An 18,699-nucleotide genomic window follows, 5' to 3' on the forward strand; every position below is an offset into this window, starting at 1 on the left:
AAACCGGCCGCCCAAAAAGAAACGCCACGGACTTTCGTCCGTGGCGTTGTCGCATCCCGGGGGCCGCGACTTCAGCGAACCGGAGCGGTCGCCCGCCCCTGCCCGCCGTCGTGCTTACCCGTTGGTCGCCGCCGCCGACGCAGGCGCCGGTGCGGCCGCCTTGTCGTAGTCGACCGTCTGGTCCGGCGCGCGCGGCGTCTCGCCGGCTTGCTGGATCCATCCGCCGCCCAGTGCGCGGTACAGGTCGACCAGGTTCGTCCAGCGGGCCAGACGCGCGTTGATCAGCGACTGCTGCGCGGTGTACAGATCGGTTTGCGCGGTCAGCACCGACAGGTAGCTGTCGACCCCGTTCTTGTAGCGCAGGTCCGACAGATCGAAACGACGCTGCTGCGCGTGCTCGTTGCGCTGGAGCGCGGCGATCTGCTGGTCGTACGTGCCGCGTGCCGCCAGCCCGTCCGACACTTCGCGGAACGCCGACTGGATCGCCTTCTCGTAGTTGGCGATCTCGATGCGCTTCTGCACGTTCGCGAGGTTCAGGTTCGCGATGTTCTGTCCACCTTCGAAGATCGGCATCGTGATCTGCGGCGCGAACGACCACGCCGCCGTGCCGGCCTTGAACAGTCCGCCGAGCGTGGGGCTCCCGGTGCCGAACGCGCCCGTCAGCGAGATGCGCGGGAAGAACGCCGCGCGTGCCGCGCCGATGTTCGCGTTCGCGGCCAGCAGCGTCTGCTCAGCCTGCATCACGTCGGGGCGACGCGTCAGCAGGTCCGACGGCAGGCCGGCCGGCACGTCCGTCAGCAGGTTCTGCGCGTCGAGCGGCATGCCTGCGGGCAGATCGTCCGGCAGCGGCTCGCCGACCAGCAGCACCAGTGCATTCAATGCCTGCGCACGCGCGCGCGCCTGGGCCTGCTGGTTCGACAGCGCCTGCTCGACCACCGTCTGCGCCTGACGCAGCTCGAGCTCGGAGCCCGTGCCGTTGTCGAACTGCAGCTTGGTCAGGTCGTACGACGCCTGCGCGGTCTTCAGCGTGTTTTCCGTGACCTTCAGCAGGTCGTCGGTCGACAGCAGCGTCAGGTACTGATCCGCGACCTGCGACACCAGCGAGATCTCGGTGGCCTGCCGTGCATACGACGTCGACAGGTACTGCGCGAGCGCCTGGTCCTTCAGGCTCTGCACGCGGCCGAACAGGTCGAGCTCCCACGACGCGGACAGGCCGACGTTGTAGGCGCGCGAGATGTACGGCGCACCGGTCTGCGACAGGCCCTGCGGCACGCGCTGGATGTTGCCGGTGCCCGTGCCGTCGAGCGTCGGGAACAGGCCGGCGCGCGTGATCTGGTACTGCGCGCGCGCCGCCTCGATGTTCAGCACCGCGACGCGCAGGTCGCGGTTGTTCTTCAGCGCGATCTCGATCAGCCGCTGCAGGCGCGGATCGACGAAGAATTCGCGCCAGCCGATGGCGGTCGCCGCCTGGCCGTTCGCGCTGCGCGCGCCGGCAGCACCCGGCTGCGTCGCATAGACGCCGTCGGCCGGGTACGCCTGCGCGACGGGTGCGTCGGGCCGCTTGTAATGCGGCGCCATCGTGCAGCCCGTGGCAAGGAGCGCGACCGCGATTGCAGTCAAAGCGTGTTTTTGCATCATCACTGTCCCTTGTTGCCTTCGTCGCCGTTGCCCGGCTTCTCTTCGTGGTGCGAGTGCTCCTGAGCCAGGCGCAGCGCCTCGTCGACGTCTTCCTTCTCGCCGCTGAAGATCGCGCGAATCTTCACGAAGAACATCGGGATCATGAAGATCGCGAGGAACGTCGCCGTGATCATACCGCCGATCACGCCGGTGCCGATCGCGTGCTGGCTCGCCGAACCCGCGCCGTTACTGATCGCGAGCGGCATCACACCGAGAATGAACGCGAGCGACGTCATCAGGATCGGACGCAGCCGCAGGCGCGCCGCTTCCAGCGCGGCCTCGATCGGCCCCATCTTCTCCGTCATCTGCAGTTCGCGCGCGAACTCGACGATCAGAATCGCGTTCTTCGCGGACAAGCCCACCGTGGTCAACAGGCCGACCTGGAAGAACACGTCGTTCTCGAGGCCGCGCATCGTCGCCGCGAGCAGTGCGCCCACGACGCCGAGCGGCACCACCATGATCACCGAGAACGGGATCGACCAGCTTTCATACAGCGCCGCGAGACACAGGAACACGACCAGGATCGAGATCGCGTACAGCACCGGCGCCTGCGAGCCGGACTGGATTTCCTGGAACGACAGGCCGGTCCACGAATAGCCGATACCGACCGGCAGCTTCTTCGCGAGCCCTTCCATCGCGGTCATCGCCTGACCGGTCGACTTGCCCGGTGCGGCCTGACCCTGGATTTCCATCGCCGACACGCCGTTGTAGCGCTCGAGCTTCGGCGAACCGTACGTCCAGTGACCGCTCGCGAACGCGCCGAACGGCACCATCCCGCCCGCCCCGTTGCGCACGTACCAGATGTTCAGGTCTTCCGGCGTCATCCGGAACGGCGCGTCGGACTGCACGTACACCTTCTTGATCCGGCCGTCGGTGTCGAGGAAGTTGTTCACGTACTTCGACGCCCACGCGATCGAGAACGTCTGGTCGATCGCCTCCGCAGTCACGCCGAGCGCGTTCGCCTTCTCGCGATCGATGTCGACCTTGTACTGCGGCGTATCGTTCAGCCCGTTCGGACGCACGCCCTGCAGCGTCGGATCCTTCGCGGCCATCCCGAGCAGCTGGTTACGCGCGGCCATCAGCGCGTTGTGGCCGAGACCGGCGTTGTCCGTCAGCTCGAAGTCGAAGCCGGCGGCCGTGCCGAGTTCCGGAATCGACGGCGGGTTGAACGGGATCACCATCGCGTCCTTGTAGCCCGCGTAGCGGCCGAACATCCGGCCGATCAGCGCCTGGACCTTCTGGTTCGCGTGCTGACGCTGCGAGTAGTCCTTCAGTCGCACGAACACCAGACCGGAGTTCTGGCCGCGGCCGGCGAAGCTGAAGCCGTTGACCGTGAACGCCGATTCGACGATTTCCTTCTCGTCCTTCAGCAGGTAGTCGGAAATGTTCGCGAGCGTGCGCGCGGTCGTTTCCTGCGTCGAACCCGACGGCGTCTGCACGATCACGAACATCAGGCCCTGGTCTTCATCGGGCAGGAACGACTTCGGCAGGCGCACGAACAGCAGCCCGACCGCGACGATCACGACCAGATAGATGATGAGCCAGCGACCCGAGCGCTTGATCACGTGGTGCACGCCGACGTGGTACTTCTCGCGGCTGTTGTTGAACGTGCGGTTGAACCAGCCGAAGAAGCCCTTCTTCTCTTCGTGATGGCCCTGCGGGATCGGCTTGAGGATCGTCGCGCACAGGGCGGGCGTCAGAATCAACGCGACCAGCACCGACAGCACCATCGCCGACACGATCGTCAGCGAGAACTGACGATAGATCGCGCCGACCGAACCGCCGGAGAACGCGACCGGCACGAACACCGCGGACAGCACGAGCGCCACGCCGACGAGTGCGCCGGTGATCTGGCCCATCGCCTTGCGGGTCGCCTCCTTCGGTGACAGCCCCTCTTCCGCCATCACGCGCTCGACGTTCTCCACCACCACGATCGCATCGTCAACCAGCAGGCCGATTGCTAGCACGAGGCCGAACATCGACAGCGTGTTGATCGAGAAGCCCACCATCGACATGATCGCGAACGTGCCGAGCAGCACCACCGGCACCGCGATCGTCGGGATGATCGTCGCCCGCAGGTTCTGCAGGAACAGATACATCACGAGGAACACGAGCACGATGCCTTCGAGCAGCGTCTTGACCACTTCCTCGATCGACAGCTTCACGAACGGCGTCGTGTCGTACGGATACTTCACGACGAGGCCGTGCGGGAAGAACGGTGCGAGCTCGTCGATCTTCGCGCGCACGGCCTTCGCGGTTGCGAGCGCGTTCGCGTTGGTCGCGAGCTGGATACCGAGTGCCGCGGTCGGCTGACCGTTGTACTTCGTGTCGAAGTTGTAGTTTTCGCCGCCGAGCTCGATCTTCGAGACGTCCTTCAGGCGAACCTGCGAGCCGTCCTGGTTGACCTTCAGCAGGATGTTGCCGAACTGCTCGGGCGTCTGCAGCAGCGTCGATTCGGTGATGGTCGCCTGCAGCACGGTGCCCGGCTTGGCCGGCGTGCCGCCGATCTGGCCGCCCGCGATCTGCACGTTCTGCGCGGCGATCGCGCTCGACACGTCGACCGGCGTGAGGCCGTAGTTCGTCAGGCGAGTCGGGTCGAGCCAGATCCGCATCGCGTACTGCGAGCCGAACAGCGTGACGGTACCGACGCCGTTCAACCGGCTGATCGGATCCTTCACGTGCGACGCCACGAAGTTCGCGAGGTCGTACTTGTTCATGCTGCCGTCTTCGGAGTTGAAGGCGAGCACCAGCAGGAAGCTGCTGCTCGACTTCGTCACCGACAGACCGAGCTGCTGCACGACCTGCGGCAGAACCGGCGTCGCGAGCGACAGCTTGTTCTGCACCTGGACCTGCGCGATGTCGGCGTTGGTGCCCGGCGCGAAGGTCAGCGTGATCGTCGCGTTGCCCGAGTCGTCACTCGTCGACGACATGTACAGGAAGTTGTCGAGACCGCTCATCTGCTGCTCGATCACCTGCGTCACCGTGTCTTCCACGGTCTTCGCGGAAGCGCCCGGGTAGTTCGCGGTGATCTGGATCGATGGCGGCGCGATCGTCGGATACTGCGAGATCGGCAGCGTGAAGATCGCCGCGACCCCGGCCAGCATCAGGATGATGGCGATCACCCACGCGAAGATCGGGCGATCGATAAAAAACTTTGCCATGAAACAGGCTCCCTGTTATTTCGCGCTCGAAGCAGCGGCGGCGCTCGCCGGCGCTGCACCCGATGCGGCGGCGCCCGATGCTGCGGCACCCGAGGCAGCAGCGCCCGAGGCGGCGGCGCCCGAGGCAGCGGCGGCGGCCGGCGCGGCGGATGCGGCCGCACCCGATGCGGCGTCGGCGGCCGGCAACTGCGCGGCGACCGACTTCACCGTCGCGCCCGGACGAACCTTCTCGACGCCCTGCACGATCACGCGGTCGCCCGCTTGCAGGCCACCTTCGACGATCCAGTTCTGACCTTGCATGCCGGTCGTCTTCAGCGGACGCGGCTCGACCTTGTTGCTCGCGTTCACGACGAGCGCGACCGCCTGGCCCTTCGCGTCATGCGTGACGCCGATCTGCGGCACCAGGTACGCGTTCTCGTTCACGCCTTCCTCGATCCGTGCGCGCACGAACATCCCCGGCAGCAGCACGCGGCCCGGGTTCGGGAACACCGCGCGGATCGTCACCGAGCCCGTCGTCTGGTCGACCGTGACGTCGGAGAACTGCAGCTTGCCGGCGTCCGAATAGGTCTTGCCGTCCTCCAGGATCAGCGACACCTTCGCCGCGCCCGGGCCGCTCGTCTTCAGGCGACCGCTTTGCACGTCCTGGCGCAGCTTCAGCCCCTCGAGGCTCGACTGCGTCAGGTCGACATAGACCGGATCGAGCTGCTGCACCGTCGACATCAGCGTCGCCTGGCTCGCCTGCACGTAGGCGCCCGGCGTGACTTGCGAAATGCCGACGCGGCCGGTGATCGGCGACACGACGTCCGTATAGCCGAGGTTGATCTGCGCGGTATCGACCGCTGCCTTGCCGGCCGCGACGTCCGCCGCGGCCTGGCCTTGCGTGGCCACCGCGTTGTCGTATTCCTGCTTGCTGACCGCGTTCGCGGCCACCAGCACCTTGTAGCGCGCGACGAGCGCGTTCTGCGTGACGAGGTTCGCCTGCGCCTTCGCGAGCGTCGCCTTCGCGCTGTTCAGCTGAGCGATGTACGGTGCCGGGTCGATCTTGTAGAGGCGCTGGCCGGCCTTGACGTCGCCGCCTTCGGTGAATTCACGGCGCAGCACGATGCCGTCGACCCGTGCGCGCACTTGCGCGACGAGGAAGGCGCTGGTGCGGCCCGGCAGTTCGGTGAAGACCGGGACGGCTTGCGGCTGGACGGTGACGACACCGACTTCCGGCGTTTGCGGCGGCGGTGCCGATTCTTTTTTTCCGCAGGCAGCCAGGAAAACCGCGGCTGCCGCGACAGTGATCAAGCGGTATGGAACCCGTTCGACGCGCATGGAGCGACCTCTGTTTGTAACCAATGGAATGAGTGCAGCGCCCCGCGGGAGCGCAACACGGATGCGCCTCGCGGCGCAGATCGAACACCTGAATTACGGGACTGCTGGATACAGCAAGTCGGCACGAGACCTCCATGCCGACGAGATGCCGCGAACTGCGGATGGTGCTTTGGCGGGAATCAGCAGAGTGGGATATTAACTGATTGCCACTTGGGTCATTCGATCGTAGGGTGGTATTGTATATACATTCACGAATGTATGTAAAAAGCCCGATCGCCCGTCGCGACCCGCCCAATCTTACGAATTATTTCCAATCGAGAGCATAGAGGCTCCCGGAGACGGCGACGAGGGTTGCAGACCCTATATTCACCTACGATCGTTCCATTCAGGCCTGCACATGGTCAGACGTACCAAGGAGGAGGCGCTCGAGACGCGCAACCGCATTCTCGATGCCGCCGAGCACGTGTTCTTCGAGAAGGGCGTGTCGCACACGTCGCTCGCGGACATCGCCCAGCACGCCGGCGTGACGCGCGGCGCGATCTACTGGCATTTCGCGAACAAGAGCGAGCTGTTCGATGCGATGTTCGACCGCGTGTTCCTGCCGATCGACGAGCTCAAGCGGATGCCGCACGACGCGCCCGGCGGCAATCCGCTCGACACGATTCGCAAGATTCTGATCTGGTGCCTGCTCGGCGTGCAGCGCGACTCGCAGTTGCGACGCGTGTTCAGCATCCTGTTCATGAAGTGCGAATACGTCGCGGACATGGAGCCGCTGCTGCAGCGCAACCGCGCGGGGATGAGCGAGGCGCTGCACGCGATCGATGCCGATCTCGCGGTCGCCGTCCGGCTCAAGCTGCTGCCCGAGCGGCTCGACACGTGGCGCGCGACGCTGATGCTGCACACGCTCGTCAGCGGTTTCGTGCGCGACATGCTGATGCTGCCCGACGAAATCGACGCCGAGCAGCATGCGGAAAAACTCGTCGACGGCTGCTTCGACATGCTGCGCTACAGCCCGGCGATGCTGAAGACGGGCGACTGACGGGCGCCCCGCCGACGGCGCGACGTGCGCCGTTTCATCGTGCTCGGCCGGGCGATCCGGCCAAGCGCGGGCGGCAGTCCCGCGCCGCCCGAGCGATTCCTCTACTTTCCCCCGCGCTTGTCAGGCCGCCTTCGCGCGTTGCGCGCGGGCCCGCCGGTTCGACGCGGCCACCGAATCGCGCGTCGGCATCGCCGCGCCGCCGAGTCCCGCGATCCATGCATCGGTCGACATCACGGCCGCGAAATTCGACTGGAACACCACCGTGTACGCGCGGTGAATCTCCTCGGCGCTCACCGCGCCCGCTTCGTTCTCGTACGGCAACGCGCCGGTCGCGTCCGTCAGGTACTCGACGGCGAGCCCCGCATGCGCCGCGTGATAGACCGTCGCCGCATTGCAGTTGTGCGTCATGTAGCCGGTGACCGACAGCGTGTCGATGCCGTGCGCGTCGAGCCACGCGGCGAGATCGGTGCCGGCGAACGCGCTGGCCTGCGCCTTCACGATCAGGTGCGCATGCGGGCGGTCGGCGACGACCGGATGCAGCGCGACGCCGTCCGTGCCGGGCGCGAAGATCGGCGCCCCCGCCGGCGCGACGTGCTGGACGACAATCACGGGCACGCCGGCCGCATGCGCGGCGTCGATCGCGCGGCCGATGTTCGCGAGCGATGTGTCGATGCGCGGATACTCGATCGGCAGGTTGCCCGTCACGTATTCGTTCTGGACATCGATCACGATCAGGGCACGGCGGGAAGCGGAAGGCGATACGGCGTTCGACATGGCAGGCTCCGGGTTCGGCCGCGCCGCCCCGCTCCGGAACGGGGCGGACAGCAGCGCGATGCGATGCATTGTCGGATCGCATCGCGCTTGCCGACAGTGGCCCGATAGCCATTCTTCGATAGAATCGGGCCATCGCCATTCCGGAGCCCGTCATGCGCGCCGCTGCGTCGTCCGTTGCCCCCGCCCCGACCATCGTCGCCGTGATCGCGTACGACGGCATCAGCCCGTTCCACCTGTCGGTGCCGTCCGTCGTGTTCGGCAGGGAGCGCGATGCGGCCGCGGCGCCCGCGTTCGAGTTCCGCGTGTGCTCGGCCGAGCGCGGCCCGCTGTCGACGACGGGCGGCTTCACGATCACCGCGCCGCACGGGCTCGACGCACTCGACGACGCGGACATCGTCATCGTGCCCGCATGGCGCGACCCGGCCGAAGCGCCGCCGGACGTGCTGGTCGCCGCAGTACGCGCGGCGGCCGCGCGCGGCGCGCAGGTCGTCGGCCTGTGCCTCGGCGCGTACGTGCTCGCCGCGGCCGGGCTGCTCGACGGGCGCCCGGCCACCACGCACTGGGCGTGGGCCGACGACTTCGCGCAGCGCTTTCCGCGCGTGAAGCTCGACCCCGACGTGCTGTACGTCGACGACGGCAACCTGATGACGTCGGCCGGCACGGCCGCGGGGCTCGACTGCTGCCTGCACGTGGTGCGGCGGCGCTTCGGCTCGGACGCCGCGAACCAGATCGCGCGCCGCCTCGTGATCCCGCCGCACCGCCAGGGCGGACAGGCGCAGTACGTGCCGCAGCCGGTCGCCGCGCATCCGCGCGACGCGCGGCTCGCCGGCCTGCTCGACTGGGTGCGCGCGCATCTCGACGTCGCGCACAATGTGGATTCGCTCGCCGAACGCGTGCTGATGAGCCGGCGCACGTTCACGCGCCACTTCCGCCAGGCGACGGGCATGACCGTCACCGCGTGGCTGCAGGCCGAGCGGCTCACGCGTGCGCAGCATCTGCTGGAAACCACCGGACAATCGATCGACGCGATCGCGCAGGCAGCCGGCTACGGGTCGAGCGTGTCGCTGCGCCAGCATTTCGCGGGCGCGCTCGGCACGTCGCCGTCGGCCTATCGGAGGGAATTTCGCGGCGCGGGGCCCGACGCGCGACGCTAGCCTAGGCGCCGCTGCCGGTGCTCGGCCGGGCGACTGGCTAGCGGACGCGGCCGCTCACGCGCCGTTGATCCAGCGCGCCGCATACAGCAGCAACGCGACGAACACGATGATCGCCGCCCACGCCCAGACGGGCAGCGGGCCGGATTCGCGATGATGAATGGCGCTCGCCGCGCGGCCGCTCAGCGCGCCGCCGAGGTGCGACGGCAGCGGACGCTTCGCCGCGGCCATCAGCGACGCAGGCCGCAGGAACACATGCTGGCGACGCGCCGGGCTCGAGCGCGCGCGGTTCGGCACGAGGCCGTGCTTCGCCTGCACGACCGCGCAGAATTCGCGGAAGAAATCGTCGGTCCACTCGTGCAGCGCATTCTCGATCTGCCGCGCCGGCAGCTCGGCGAGCGGCCCGCTCGCCGTCGCCCACACCACGTATTCGATGCGCGTCGCGGCCTCGTCGTCGTCCGGCAGCAGCACGAGCTCGACCTGCCCGCGCAGCGCGCCGAGGCCATCGGCCCGCGCCTTGAAGTTCAGCACGCGGCGCGGCTGCCCTTCCGCGTCGCCCTGCTCGCTCGCCGAATGCGCACGCACGTCGTAGCGCGCACGCAGCGGGCCGAGCGGGACCGTGATCGTCAGCGCGAACTCGCCATGCGCGAGCTTCACGAACGATTCGCAATGATCGAAGCTCGCCCGCAGCAACGCGAGATCCTCGAGCGCCTCCCGCACGACACCCGGCGCGAGCGGTACGCGTAACGTGTCGGTCAGTTCCATGATGCCTCCCCCGATGAACCCACGCCGTCTCAGGACGTCTCGATGAGATTGTCGACCCGTGCGACATCGAAGGCGACGTAGTGCGCGAGCGCGGACGCGGCCTCCCCCGGTTCCTCGTAACTCCACGCGGCGTTCTCGATCACGCCGTCTTCGGTCTGCAGGTGGAAATACACGGCCTGGCCCCGCAGCGGACACGCCGTCGTGACGCTCGACTTCACGAGCCGGTGCATGTTGACGTCGCCGCGCGGCAGGTAATGGATGTCCGGGAGGCCCGTTTCGCGCACGGTCAGTGCGCCCTGCGAGTCGGCGTACGTGATCCCGCGATGGATCACGCGCACGCGATGGCGGTTCGGCACGATTTCTAGGCGAGGGTCGGCGGCATCGGACATCGTTTCTTCTCCGGGCGGCGGCCCCGGCGGGCAAGCCGGGTGCAGGAAACGAAAAAGCCACGGCACAGGGGCCGTGGCTCTCATTATGGGCGAAACTGCACCCGATTGCGCGACCGGACCGGGCCCGCGCAATCCGCTATTGCGTATTCCACCGGAACGCGGCCTTCGCGCCGCCCTTCGCCCCGACCGTGACCGCGCGCGATTCGTCGCTGCCCTGGTACGACGCGTGAACGGTGTAGCGGCCCGGCGGCACTTTCACGAGCATGTACGGCCCGCGTGCGTCCGTCTTCAGCACTTCGGTGCCCTTGGCATCGACGATCCGCACATGGACGTCGGCCAGGAATTCGCCGCCCTGGCCGGTGAAACGCAGTGCCAGCGGCCACGCCGCTTCGCTTCGCTCGAATGCCGTCGATTGATCCTTGCCGATGCCGCCCGATACGTAGCTGACATCGCCCTGCTGGCTCGCTGCGGGCAAGCCGTCCGAGGCCTCCGATTGCGCGTAGGCGCCGGGCGCGGCGCCGACGAGGCCGGCGGCCAGTGCCGCGGCGGCGGCAATTCGGGACACGTTGCGTAGATATTGCATGGCTCTCTCCTTTCGGGTCGGAACACAGCACCACGGGGCCGAACGCCGGCAGCGCCCGCGAGGGCCGGCGAAGCCGGCCCGCAACGGCCGCCGGTCAGCTCAGGTCGACCGGCACGAAGATCTGTGCATTATCGCGCTGAATCAGGAGAGCAAGACTGTTGCCCGCTCCCTTGACCGCCTCGCGCAATTGCTCGGCGCTCGTGACCGGGCGGCCGTTGACCGCGAGGATCACGTCGCCGGGCTGGATGCCCGCGGTCGCAGCCGGCCCGCCGGCCTGCTGGACGATCAGCCCGTGCGACAGGTTGGTGGCGCTGCGCTCCTGCGGCGTGAGCGGCCGCACCGCGACGCCGAGGCGCCCTTGCTCGACCGGGCCGCCGTCGTTCGACGCCAGCTTCGCGTCGGTCATCGCGCCGAGCGTCACGCTGATCGTCTTCTTCGACTTGTCGCGCCACACCTGCAGGTCGGCCTTCGAGCCCGGCTTCAGATTCGCGATCTGCGCGGGCAGCGACGTGGAGTCGGCCACCGGCGAGCCGTTCACCCCGAGGATCACGTCCCCCGGCTGCAGGCCGGCCTTCGCGGCCGGGCCGTTCGGGTCGACCGAGCTGACGAGCGCGCCGTCCGGCTTCTGCAGTCCGAACGAGCTCGCGAGCGTCTGGTTCAGCCCCTGCACGGCGACGCCGAGGCGGCCGCGGCTCACGTGGCCGGTCTTCACGAGTTCGTCCTTGACCTTGATCGCCTCGTTGATCGGGATTGCGAACGACAGGCCCTGGAAGCCGCCCGTCTGCGAGTAGATCATCGAGTTGATGCCGATTACCTCGCCCTGCAGGTTGAACAGCGGACCGCCCGAGTTGCCGGGGTTCACCGGCACGTCGGTCTGGATGAACGGCGTGTAGTTCTCGTCGGGCAGCGCGCGCGATTTCGCGCTGATGATGCCGGACGTGACCGTGTTGTCGAAGCCGTACGGCGAGCCGATCGCGACGACCCACTGGCCGACCTTGCTCTGGCCCGGGTCGCCGATCTTCACGGTCGGCAGGCCGCTCGCGTCGATCTTCAGCACCGCGACGTCGGACTGCTTGTCGGAGCCGACGACCTTCGCCTTGTACTCGCGCTTGTCGGTCAGCTTGACCGTGACGACGTTCGCGCCGTCGATCACGTGCGCGTTCGTGAGGATGTACCCGTCGGCGCTGACGATGAAGCCCGAACCGAGGCTCGCGCTCGGCTGGTCGTCCGGCTGCGCGTCGCCGCCCATGCCCGGCACCTGGCCGTAGAAGTGCTTGAAGAACTGGTAGAACGGATCGCTCGGATCCATCGGCAGTTGCGGCTGCTGCACGCGTCGCGACACCTGCTTCACGACGTGCTTCGCGCTGATGTTCACGACCGCCGGGCCGTAGGTTTCGACGAGCCCGGAGAAATCGGGAATGCCCGTCTTCGCCGCGGCCTCGGCCGGCATCAGCGCAGCGGCCTGCGCGGGCGTGATGATCTGCGGATCGGCGTGGCGGGTGCCCGCGACATAGCCGGCGGACAGGGCGGCCGCCACGGCGACCGCGACGGCGCCGCGCGCAAGGAATCGAGTGTTCATCGTAGGACCTCCTCTTTGTTAGGACGCAGCGTAACGACCCTGACTTAAAGGAGGCTTAATCGACCTCGAGCGAGGCCTAGACCCGGTTCACGCGGATGACGGACTCGCGCCGCCCACCGCCGGCGCCCGCGCGGCGCCTTGCATCATGCGGATTCGGAAGCCTGCGCCGGCATCTCGGCGTCGCCGAACACGACGCTCACGAGCAGGCCGCCCGCGGCCGCGTCGCCGAGCGACACCGTCGCGCCCTGCTGCGCCGCCACGCGCTTGACGATCGCGAGCCCGAGCCCGCTGCCCGACACGTCGGCGCGCGCCCGCGCGGAGCTGTCGCGGTAGAAGCGGTCGAACACGCGCTCGCGCTCGTCGGCCGGGATGCCGGGCCCGCTGTCGCCGATCTGCACGCACGCGCGGCCGGCCGCGTCGCGCGTCAGCGACACGTCGATGCGGCCGCCGTCGGGCGTGTACTTCACCGCGTTGTCGAGCAGGTTGCCGAACATCACGCGCAGCGCGCCGACGTCCGCGACGACGGTCGCCGCGGAACTCTCCTCGAAGCCGAGATCGATGTGATGCCGCTGCGCGAGCGGCGCATGCGCGGCCACGCATTCGACGAGCAGCGCCTGCAGATCGACCGGCTCGCGCATCGTCGCGCCGTCCGGTTCGGCACGCGCGAGCGCGAGCAACTGCTCGGTGAGACGCGTCGCGCGCGACACGCCGTCCTGGAGATCTGCAATCGCCTCGCGACGCGAGGTATCGTCCTTCGCGCGGGCGACGAGCTGCGCCTGGATCTGCACAGCCGCGAGCGGCGTGCGCAGTTCGTGCGCGGCATCGGCGACGAAGGCCTTCTGCGTGTCGAGCGCCGCCGACAGCCGCGCGAGCAGCCCGTTCAGCGCGCGCACGAGCGGCTGCACCTCGAGCGGCAGGCCCGCATCGTGCAAGGGATCGAGCGCTTCCGGCCGACGCGCCTCGACCGCGCGCGTCACGCGGGCGAGCGGCGCGAGCCCGCGCCCGACGATCATCCAGACCGCCGCGCCGAGGAACGGCAGCAGCACGATCAGCGGCCACAGCGTGCGCAGCGCGACGTTCGCCGCGAGCCGGTTGCGCACCGACAGCGGCTGCGCGAGCTGCACGACGTTGTCGCCGACGATCGCGCCATACACGCGCCATTCGCCGCGATCGGTGCGCTCGGTCGAGAAGCCGAGCTCCGCGCGCGGCGCGATCGGCGCGCGCGGATGCGAGAAGTACATCAGCACGCCGTTGCGATTCCAGATCTGGATCACGATGCCTTCGTCGCCGTTGGTGCGCGAGCCGAACACCTGCGAGAACGGCTCGGACGGCAGCGCCGCGGCGATTTCCTGCAGCTGGTAGTCGAACAGCTCGTTCGCTTCGGCGAGCGCCTGGCGGTAGATCAGCCAGCCCGCGAGGCCCACGCCCGCGACGACGATCGCGAGCAGCCAGATCAGCAATTGATGACGAATCGACCTCACGCGTCAGCTTTCCTTGACGACCATGTAGCCGAGCCCGCGCACGTTGCGGATCAGGTCCGAACCGAGCTTCTTGCGCAGCGCGTGGATGTAGACCTCGACCGTGTTGCTGCCGATCTCCTCGCCCCAGCCGTACATCTTCTCCTCGAGCTGGCTCTTCGACAGCACCGCGCCGGGCCGCGCCAGCAGCGCCTGGAGCAGCGCGAACTCGCGCGCGGACAGCGCGACGGGCGCGCCGTCGAGCGTCACCTGATGCGACGCGGGATCGAGCGTCAGCGCGCCGTGGCGGATCAGCGACTCGCTGCGCCCGGCCTGGCGGCGGATCAGCGCGCGCATCCGCGCACCCAGTTCGTCGAGGTCGAACGGCTTGACGAGGTAGTCGTCGGCACCCGCGTCGAGCCCTTTCACGCGATCGGCGACCGCATCGCGCGCGGTGACGATCAGCACCGGCAGCGACTGCCCGCGCGCGCGCAGCGTGCGCAGCACGTCGATGCCGTCGCGCTTCGGCAGGCCGAGATCGAGCAGCAGCAGGTCGTACGCCTCGCCGCCGAGCGCCGTGAGCGCGGCGTCGCCGTCCTGCACCCAGTCGACCGCGAAGCCGTCGGCGCGCAAGGCCTTGCGTACGCCTTCGGCAATCATTCGATCGTCTTCAACGAGGAGAATCCGCATCGGAACCGGAACCCATGGGGCGAGTCAACATGGCGACCATTGTAGCGCCGCGAATCGCGTGCGCCGCCTGCAATGCAACAGAAAGGCGGATTGCAAGGAGCGTGTGCGCACTTGTCTCTACAATGTGCGCTCCGGCGCGCCGCGCGCCCTGCCCGAACCCCTGCATTTCCCGTATTCGCCCATGCCGATTTCCGATCTCTCCGCCCGGTTCGCACCCCGCGCCCGCGTCTGCCTGCGTACGGCCGCCGTCGTCGCCACCTGCACGGCCCTTGCGTTCGCACCTTCCGCGCAGGCCCGCAAGAAGCTCCACAAGGAAGCCCGCAAGACCGCCGTCGTGTCGCCCGCCGCGCGCGCGGCCGGCCTGCCGGCGTCCGTGCTCGTCGCGCTGCAGCGCGCGAAGGTGCCGGCATCGGCGATGAGCGTCGTCGTCGAGCGCGTCGGCGATCCCGAGCCGCTGATCGAATGGAACGCGAACCGGCCGATGCTGCCGGCGTCGACGATGAAGCTCGTCACGACCTTCTCGGGCCTGTCGATCCTCGGCCCCGACTTCCGCTGGCGCACCACCGCGTATGCGGACGGCCCGGTCGATCCGGACGGCACGCTGCAAGGCAACCTGTACATCAAGGGCACCGGCGATCCGAAGCTCGTGCCCGAGGAGCTGATCGACCTCGTCGACAAGCTCCGCAAGGCGGGCGTCAAGCGCGTGGCCGGCAGCCTCGTGCTCGACAAGAGCTATTTCGCCGCGTCGACGCGCGACCTGCCGTCGTTCGACGACGACGTGAGCGCACCGTACAACGTCGGCCCCGATCCGCTGCTGTACGCGTTCAAGGCCGTGTCGTTCACGGTGACGCCGGGCGACGACGGCAAGATCGCCGTCGATGTGCTGCCGCCGCTCGCGAACCTGTCGATCGACAACCAGCTGTACGAAGGCAGCGGATCGTGCGGCGCGGCGGCCGCGGCCGCGCGTCCGACGCTGACGGCCGGCAGCGGGATCATGACCGCGTCGTTCGCCGGCGACTATCCGCTGCGCTGCGGCGCGCGCACGACCAATCTCGCGATCCTCGATCACACGACGTTCTTCTCGCGCGGCTTCCTCGCGCTGTGGCAGCAGGACGGCGGCACGATCGCGGGCCCGGTCAGCGAAGGCAAGGTGCCCACCACCGCGCGCCCGCTCGCCGTCCATCACAGCCCGGTGCTCGGCAGCATCGTCTACGACATCAACAAGTTCAGCAACAACGTGATGGCGCGCAACCTGTTCCTGACGATCGGCGCGGTCGCCGGCAAGCCGCCCGCGACACCCGAGCAGTCGAGCCGCGCGATTCAGGCATTCCTGCGCAAGAGCGGGATCGCGATGCCCGACCTCGCGCTCGAGAACGGCTCGGGCCTGTCGCGCGACGAGCACGTGAGCGCGCTGTCGCTCGCCGCGCTGCTGCAGGCCGCGAACGCGAGCCCGGTCGCGCAGGCGTTCGTCGATTCGCTGCCGGTCGCCGGCATCGACGGCACGATGAAGAACCGCCTGACCAACGCCGGCGTGCTCGGCAACGCGCACATCAAGACGGGCACGCTGCGCGACGTGCGCGCGATCGCGGGCTACGTCGCGGGCGCGGATGGCCAGAGCTACGTCGTCGTCAGTTTCATCAACGACGATCACGCGGAAGCCGCGCGCGCCGCGCACGACACGCTGCTCGAATGGATCTACGCGGGCGCGCACTGACGGGACGACGCGCGCCGCGACGCGGCCCACCCACGCACCGCCGGCACATCGCGCCACAAAACGGGGCCGCACCGCGCGGCCCCGTTGCACATGGATTTCCGTAGAAACCCTGTCCTCAGAGGGAACCCTCTACGCTGCCCCCTCGCCTAGCGCGTGGCGATTGCGTAGGCTGTTGGCCTGACCGATATCTAGAACGGGCCATAGGCCCGGCCTCACGGCTTGCAGGGGAAAGGAGGAGACACGTCCATGCGATTCGACGTCGAATTGCTTCTGCTCGCGCTGGCGCCCGTCTTCCTGCTCTGCATCGCGTGGGAGGCCTGGCACCTCGCCCGCACGCGTGCGCAGGACCGTGTCTATGCGTGGCGCGACACGCTGTGCAACGCGGCGCTCGCGCTGATGCACCAGGGCGCCGACAAGCTCGCGTGGCTGTTCGTGATCCCCGTTTATGCGTACTGCTACGCACATTTCCGGCTGTTCACGTGGCACGACGGCTGGCTGTCGTTCGCCGTGCTGTTCATCGGCCAGGACTTCCTCTACTACGTGTTCCATCGCGCGAGCCATCGCGTGCGCTGGCTGTGGGCCGCGCACGTCGTGCACCACTCGTCCGAGCGGATGAATTTCTCGACCGCGTTCCGGCAGAGCCTGATGTATCCCGTCGCGGGCATGTGGGTGTTCTGGCTGCCGCTCGCGTTCGTCGGCTTTCCGCCGCAGCAGATCGTCGGCGTCGTGCTGATCAACCTCGCGTTCCAGTTCTTCGTGCACACGCAGGCGATCGGCAAGCTCGGCTGGCTCGAATACGTGCTCAACACGCCGTCGATCCATCGCGCGCACCATGCCCGCAACCCGCGCTACATCGACCGCAACTACGCAGGTGTGCTCGTGATCTGGGATCGCCTGTTCGGCAGCTACGTCGAGGAGTCGCCCGACGATCCGCCGCGCTATGGAATCGTCGAGCCGCTCGGCTCGAACAACCCGCTCGTCGCGACGTTCCACGAGTGGGTGTCGATGGCCGCCGACGCGTTGCGCATCGACGGCTGGCGCAACAAGCTGCGCGCGATTTTCGGCCCGCCCGAATGGGCGAGCGCTTATCATGCGCAGATTGCAGAGGCCGCGAACCAGGATCCGCGCGCCGTGCCGCTTGCGGCTGCGCGTGACCAATAAACCGTTTCAGCCAACGGCCGCCGCGCAGCCCGGAACCGGGCAGGCACGCGGCAGATGAGAAATACATCAGGCCATATCTACGAGGAGATAGAACGATGCAATCACGACAACACGCACCTTCCCGCATTCGGCGGCGCATGCTGCGCACCGCACAGGTCGCGATCGCGGGCGCCGCGCTCGCCCTGCTCGCCGCATGCGGCGGCGGTGACGACAACAACAACAGCGCGTCGACCACGCCGCCGTCCGGCGTGAAAATGCAGATCGTGTCGTTCGGCGACAGCCTGTCGGACGCCGGCACCTACTCGCAGATCAAGCTCGGCTTCGGCGGCGGCCGCTTCACGACCAACCCCGGCCAGGTGTGGACGCAGAACGTCGCGCAGTACTACGGCGACACGCTGCAGCCCGCGAACCAGGGCGGCTTCGGCATCCCGCTGCAGGCGACCGGCGGCCTCGGCTATGCACAGGGCGGCTCGCGCGTGACGCTGCAGCCGGGCATCGGCCATGCGGACGCCAGCGTGCCGAACGCCGACTACGCGCAGGCCACGACGACGCCGATCGCCGATCAGGTCAAGCAGTACCTGACGCAGCACGGCAGCTTCAACTCAGGGCAGATCGTGCTGGTCAACGGCGGCGCGAACGACATCTTCTACCAGGCGCAGGTCGCGCAGGCGCAAGGCAACACGCCGGCCGCCCAGCTTGCGGCGGCGCAGGCGATCGGCCTGGCCGCGCAGCAGCTCGGCGGCATCGTCCAGCAGATCGTCGCGGCAGGCGCGACGCACGTATTCGTGTCGAACGTGCCGGACATCGGCGGCACGCCGCTCGCGCTGCAAGGCGGCACGCAGGCCGTGTTCACGCAACTGTCGGGGCTGTTCAACCAGACGCTCGCCGGCACGCTGGCAGCGCTGAAGGTCGACAAGACCAAGTACGCGCTGCTCGACACGTTCACGTGGCAGGACGGCGTCGCGGCCAACTACCAGGCGAACGGCTTCGCGGTGTCGAACACCGACACCGGGTGCAACCTGAAGGCGATGGTCGCGGCGGCCACCCAGTTCGGCGTCGCGAACGCGACCGCATTCGGCTCGTCGCTGTTCTGCTCGCCGCAGACCTACACGGTCGCGAACGCGGACCAGACCTACATGTTCGCCGACCTGGTCCACCCGACGACGCGCCTGCACCTGCTGTTCTCGCAATTCGTCGAGAAGCAGATCGCGGCATCGGGCGTCGGCAAGTAAGCCGCCCGCC

The 18,699-nt window shown here is 68.2% G+C and carries 15 protein-coding genes; 5 read left to right on the plus strand and 10 right to left on the minus strand.

Annotation, left to right across the window (positions count from 1 at the left end):
• Positions 1–114 precede the first annotated feature (114 nt).
• Genes SB771_RS05885 through SB771_RS05895 form a run of 3 tightly spaced genes read right to left on the minus strand, consistent with a single transcriptional unit; the run spans position 115 to position 6,155 of the window.
• Positions 115–1,638 carry an efflux transporter outer membrane subunit gene (locus SB771_RS05885; protein ID WP_105786283.1) on the minus strand — a complete coding sequence of 508 codons (1,524 nt, stop codon included), beginning with the start codon at positions 1,636–1,638 and terminating at the stop codon, positions 115–117.
• Complete coding sequence (bpeB, locus tag SB771_RS05890) at positions 1,638–4,838, minus strand: efflux RND transporter permease BpeB (protein WP_175656366.1); 3,201 nt, start codon at positions 4,836–4,838, stop codon at positions 1,638–1,640. The genes SB771_RS05885 and bpeB overlap by 1 nt, the downstream gene beginning before the upstream one ends.
• Positions 4,839–4,853: 15 nt before the next feature.
• The gene (locus SB771_RS05895; protein WP_175660342.1) at positions 4,854–6,155 is read right to left on the minus strand and encodes an efflux RND transporter periplasmic adaptor subunit; all 1,302 of its coding nucleotides are present in this window, start codon (positions 6,153–6,155) and stop codon (positions 4,854–4,856) included.
• Between the two features lie 397 nt (positions 6,156–6,552).
• Here SB771_RS05895 and SB771_RS05900 point away from each other — a divergent pair, with 397 nt between their 5' ends.
• Positions 6,553–7,194, plus strand: a complete 642-nt coding sequence (locus SB771_RS05900; protein WP_011657800.1) for a TetR family transcriptional regulator — start codon at positions 6,553–6,555, stop codon at positions 7,192–7,194.
• 120 nt (positions 7,195–7,314) lie between these two features.
• Here SB771_RS05900 and SB771_RS05905 read toward each other — a convergent pair whose 3' ends face one another.
• The gene (locus SB771_RS05905; RefSeq protein ID WP_175660343.1) at positions 7,315–7,968 is read right to left on the minus strand and encodes a cysteine hydrolase family protein; all 654 of its coding nucleotides are present in this window, start codon (positions 7,966–7,968) and stop codon (positions 7,315–7,317) included.
• Between the two features lie 152 nt (positions 7,969–8,120).
• Here SB771_RS05905 and SB771_RS05910 point away from each other — a divergent pair, with 152 nt between their 5' ends.
• Positions 8,121–9,122 (plus strand): helix-turn-helix domain-containing protein, encoded by a 1,002-nt coding sequence (locus tag SB771_RS05910; RefSeq protein WP_175660344.1) that lies wholly within the window; start codon positions 8,121–8,123, stop codon positions 9,120–9,122.
• Positions 9,123–9,176: 54 nt separating this feature from the next.
• Here the strand turns inward: SB771_RS05910 and SB771_RS05915 are convergent, their stop codons facing one another.
• The 6 genes from SB771_RS05915 to SB771_RS05940 form a co-directional block, all read right to left on the minus strand.
• Positions 9,177–9,884: a CoxG family protein gene (locus tag SB771_RS05915; protein WP_175660345.1), complete on the minus strand. Its 708-nt coding sequence runs from the start codon at positions 9,882–9,884 to the stop codon at positions 9,177–9,179.
• Positions 9,885–9,913: 29 nt separating this feature from the next.
• Positions 9,914–10,273, minus strand: a complete 360-nt coding sequence (locus SB771_RS05920; protein ID WP_175660346.1) for a DUF427 domain-containing protein — start codon at positions 10,271–10,273, stop codon at positions 9,914–9,916.
• Positions 10,274–10,409: 136 nt separating this feature from the next.
• Positions 10,410–10,856, minus strand: a complete 447-nt coding sequence (locus tag SB771_RS05925) for a carboxypeptidase-like regulatory domain-containing protein (protein WP_175660347.1) — start codon at positions 10,854–10,856, stop codon at positions 10,410–10,412.
• Between the two features lie 94 nt (positions 10,857–10,950).
• A complete protein-coding gene (locus tag SB771_RS05930; RefSeq protein WP_011657805.1) occupies positions 10,951–12,435 on the minus strand; it encodes a DegQ family serine endoprotease in 1,485 nt (494 codons plus the stop codon).
• Positions 12,436–12,578: 143 nt separating this feature from the next.
• Positions 12,579–13,916, minus strand: coding sequence for an ATP-binding protein (locus tag SB771_RS05935; protein ID WP_138847224.1), 1,338 nt, complete (start codon positions 13,914–13,916; stop codon positions 12,579–12,581).
• Positions 13,917–13,919: 3 nt separating this feature from the next.
• A complete protein-coding gene (locus tag SB771_RS05940; RefSeq protein WP_034177105.1) occupies positions 13,920–14,582 on the minus strand; it encodes a response regulator in 663 nt (220 codons plus the stop codon).
• Positions 14,583–14,763: 181 nt separating this feature from the next.
• Here SB771_RS05940 and dacB point away from each other — a divergent pair, with 181 nt between their 5' ends.
• The 3 genes from dacB to SB771_RS05955 all read left to right on the plus strand — a co-directional run bounded on the left by dacB (position 14,764) and on the right by SB771_RS05955 (position 18,689).
• Positions 14,764–16,296, plus strand: coding sequence for a D-alanyl-D-alanine carboxypeptidase/D-alanyl-D-alanine-endopeptidase (gene dacB, locus SB771_RS05945; RefSeq protein WP_175660348.1), 1,533 nt, complete (start codon positions 14,764–14,766; stop codon positions 16,294–16,296).
• A gap of 246 nt (positions 16,297–16,542) precedes the next feature.
• Entirely contained in the window at positions 16,543–17,457 is a 915-nt protein-coding gene (locus SB771_RS05950) for a sterol desaturase family protein (RefSeq protein ID WP_175660349.1), read from the plus strand.
• 95 nt (positions 17,458–17,552) lie between these two features.
• Entirely contained in the window at positions 17,553–18,689 is a 1,137-nt protein-coding gene (locus SB771_RS05955; protein ID WP_175705150.1) for an SGNH/GDSL hydrolase family protein, read from the plus strand.
• Positions 18,690–18,699 lie beyond the last annotated feature (10 nt).

It is taken from the genome of Burkholderia sp. SIMBA_051 (assembly GCF_046534915.1).
Classification (GTDB): domain Bacteria; phylum Pseudomonadota; class Gammaproteobacteria; order Burkholderiales; family Burkholderiaceae; genus Burkholderia; species Burkholderia ambifaria.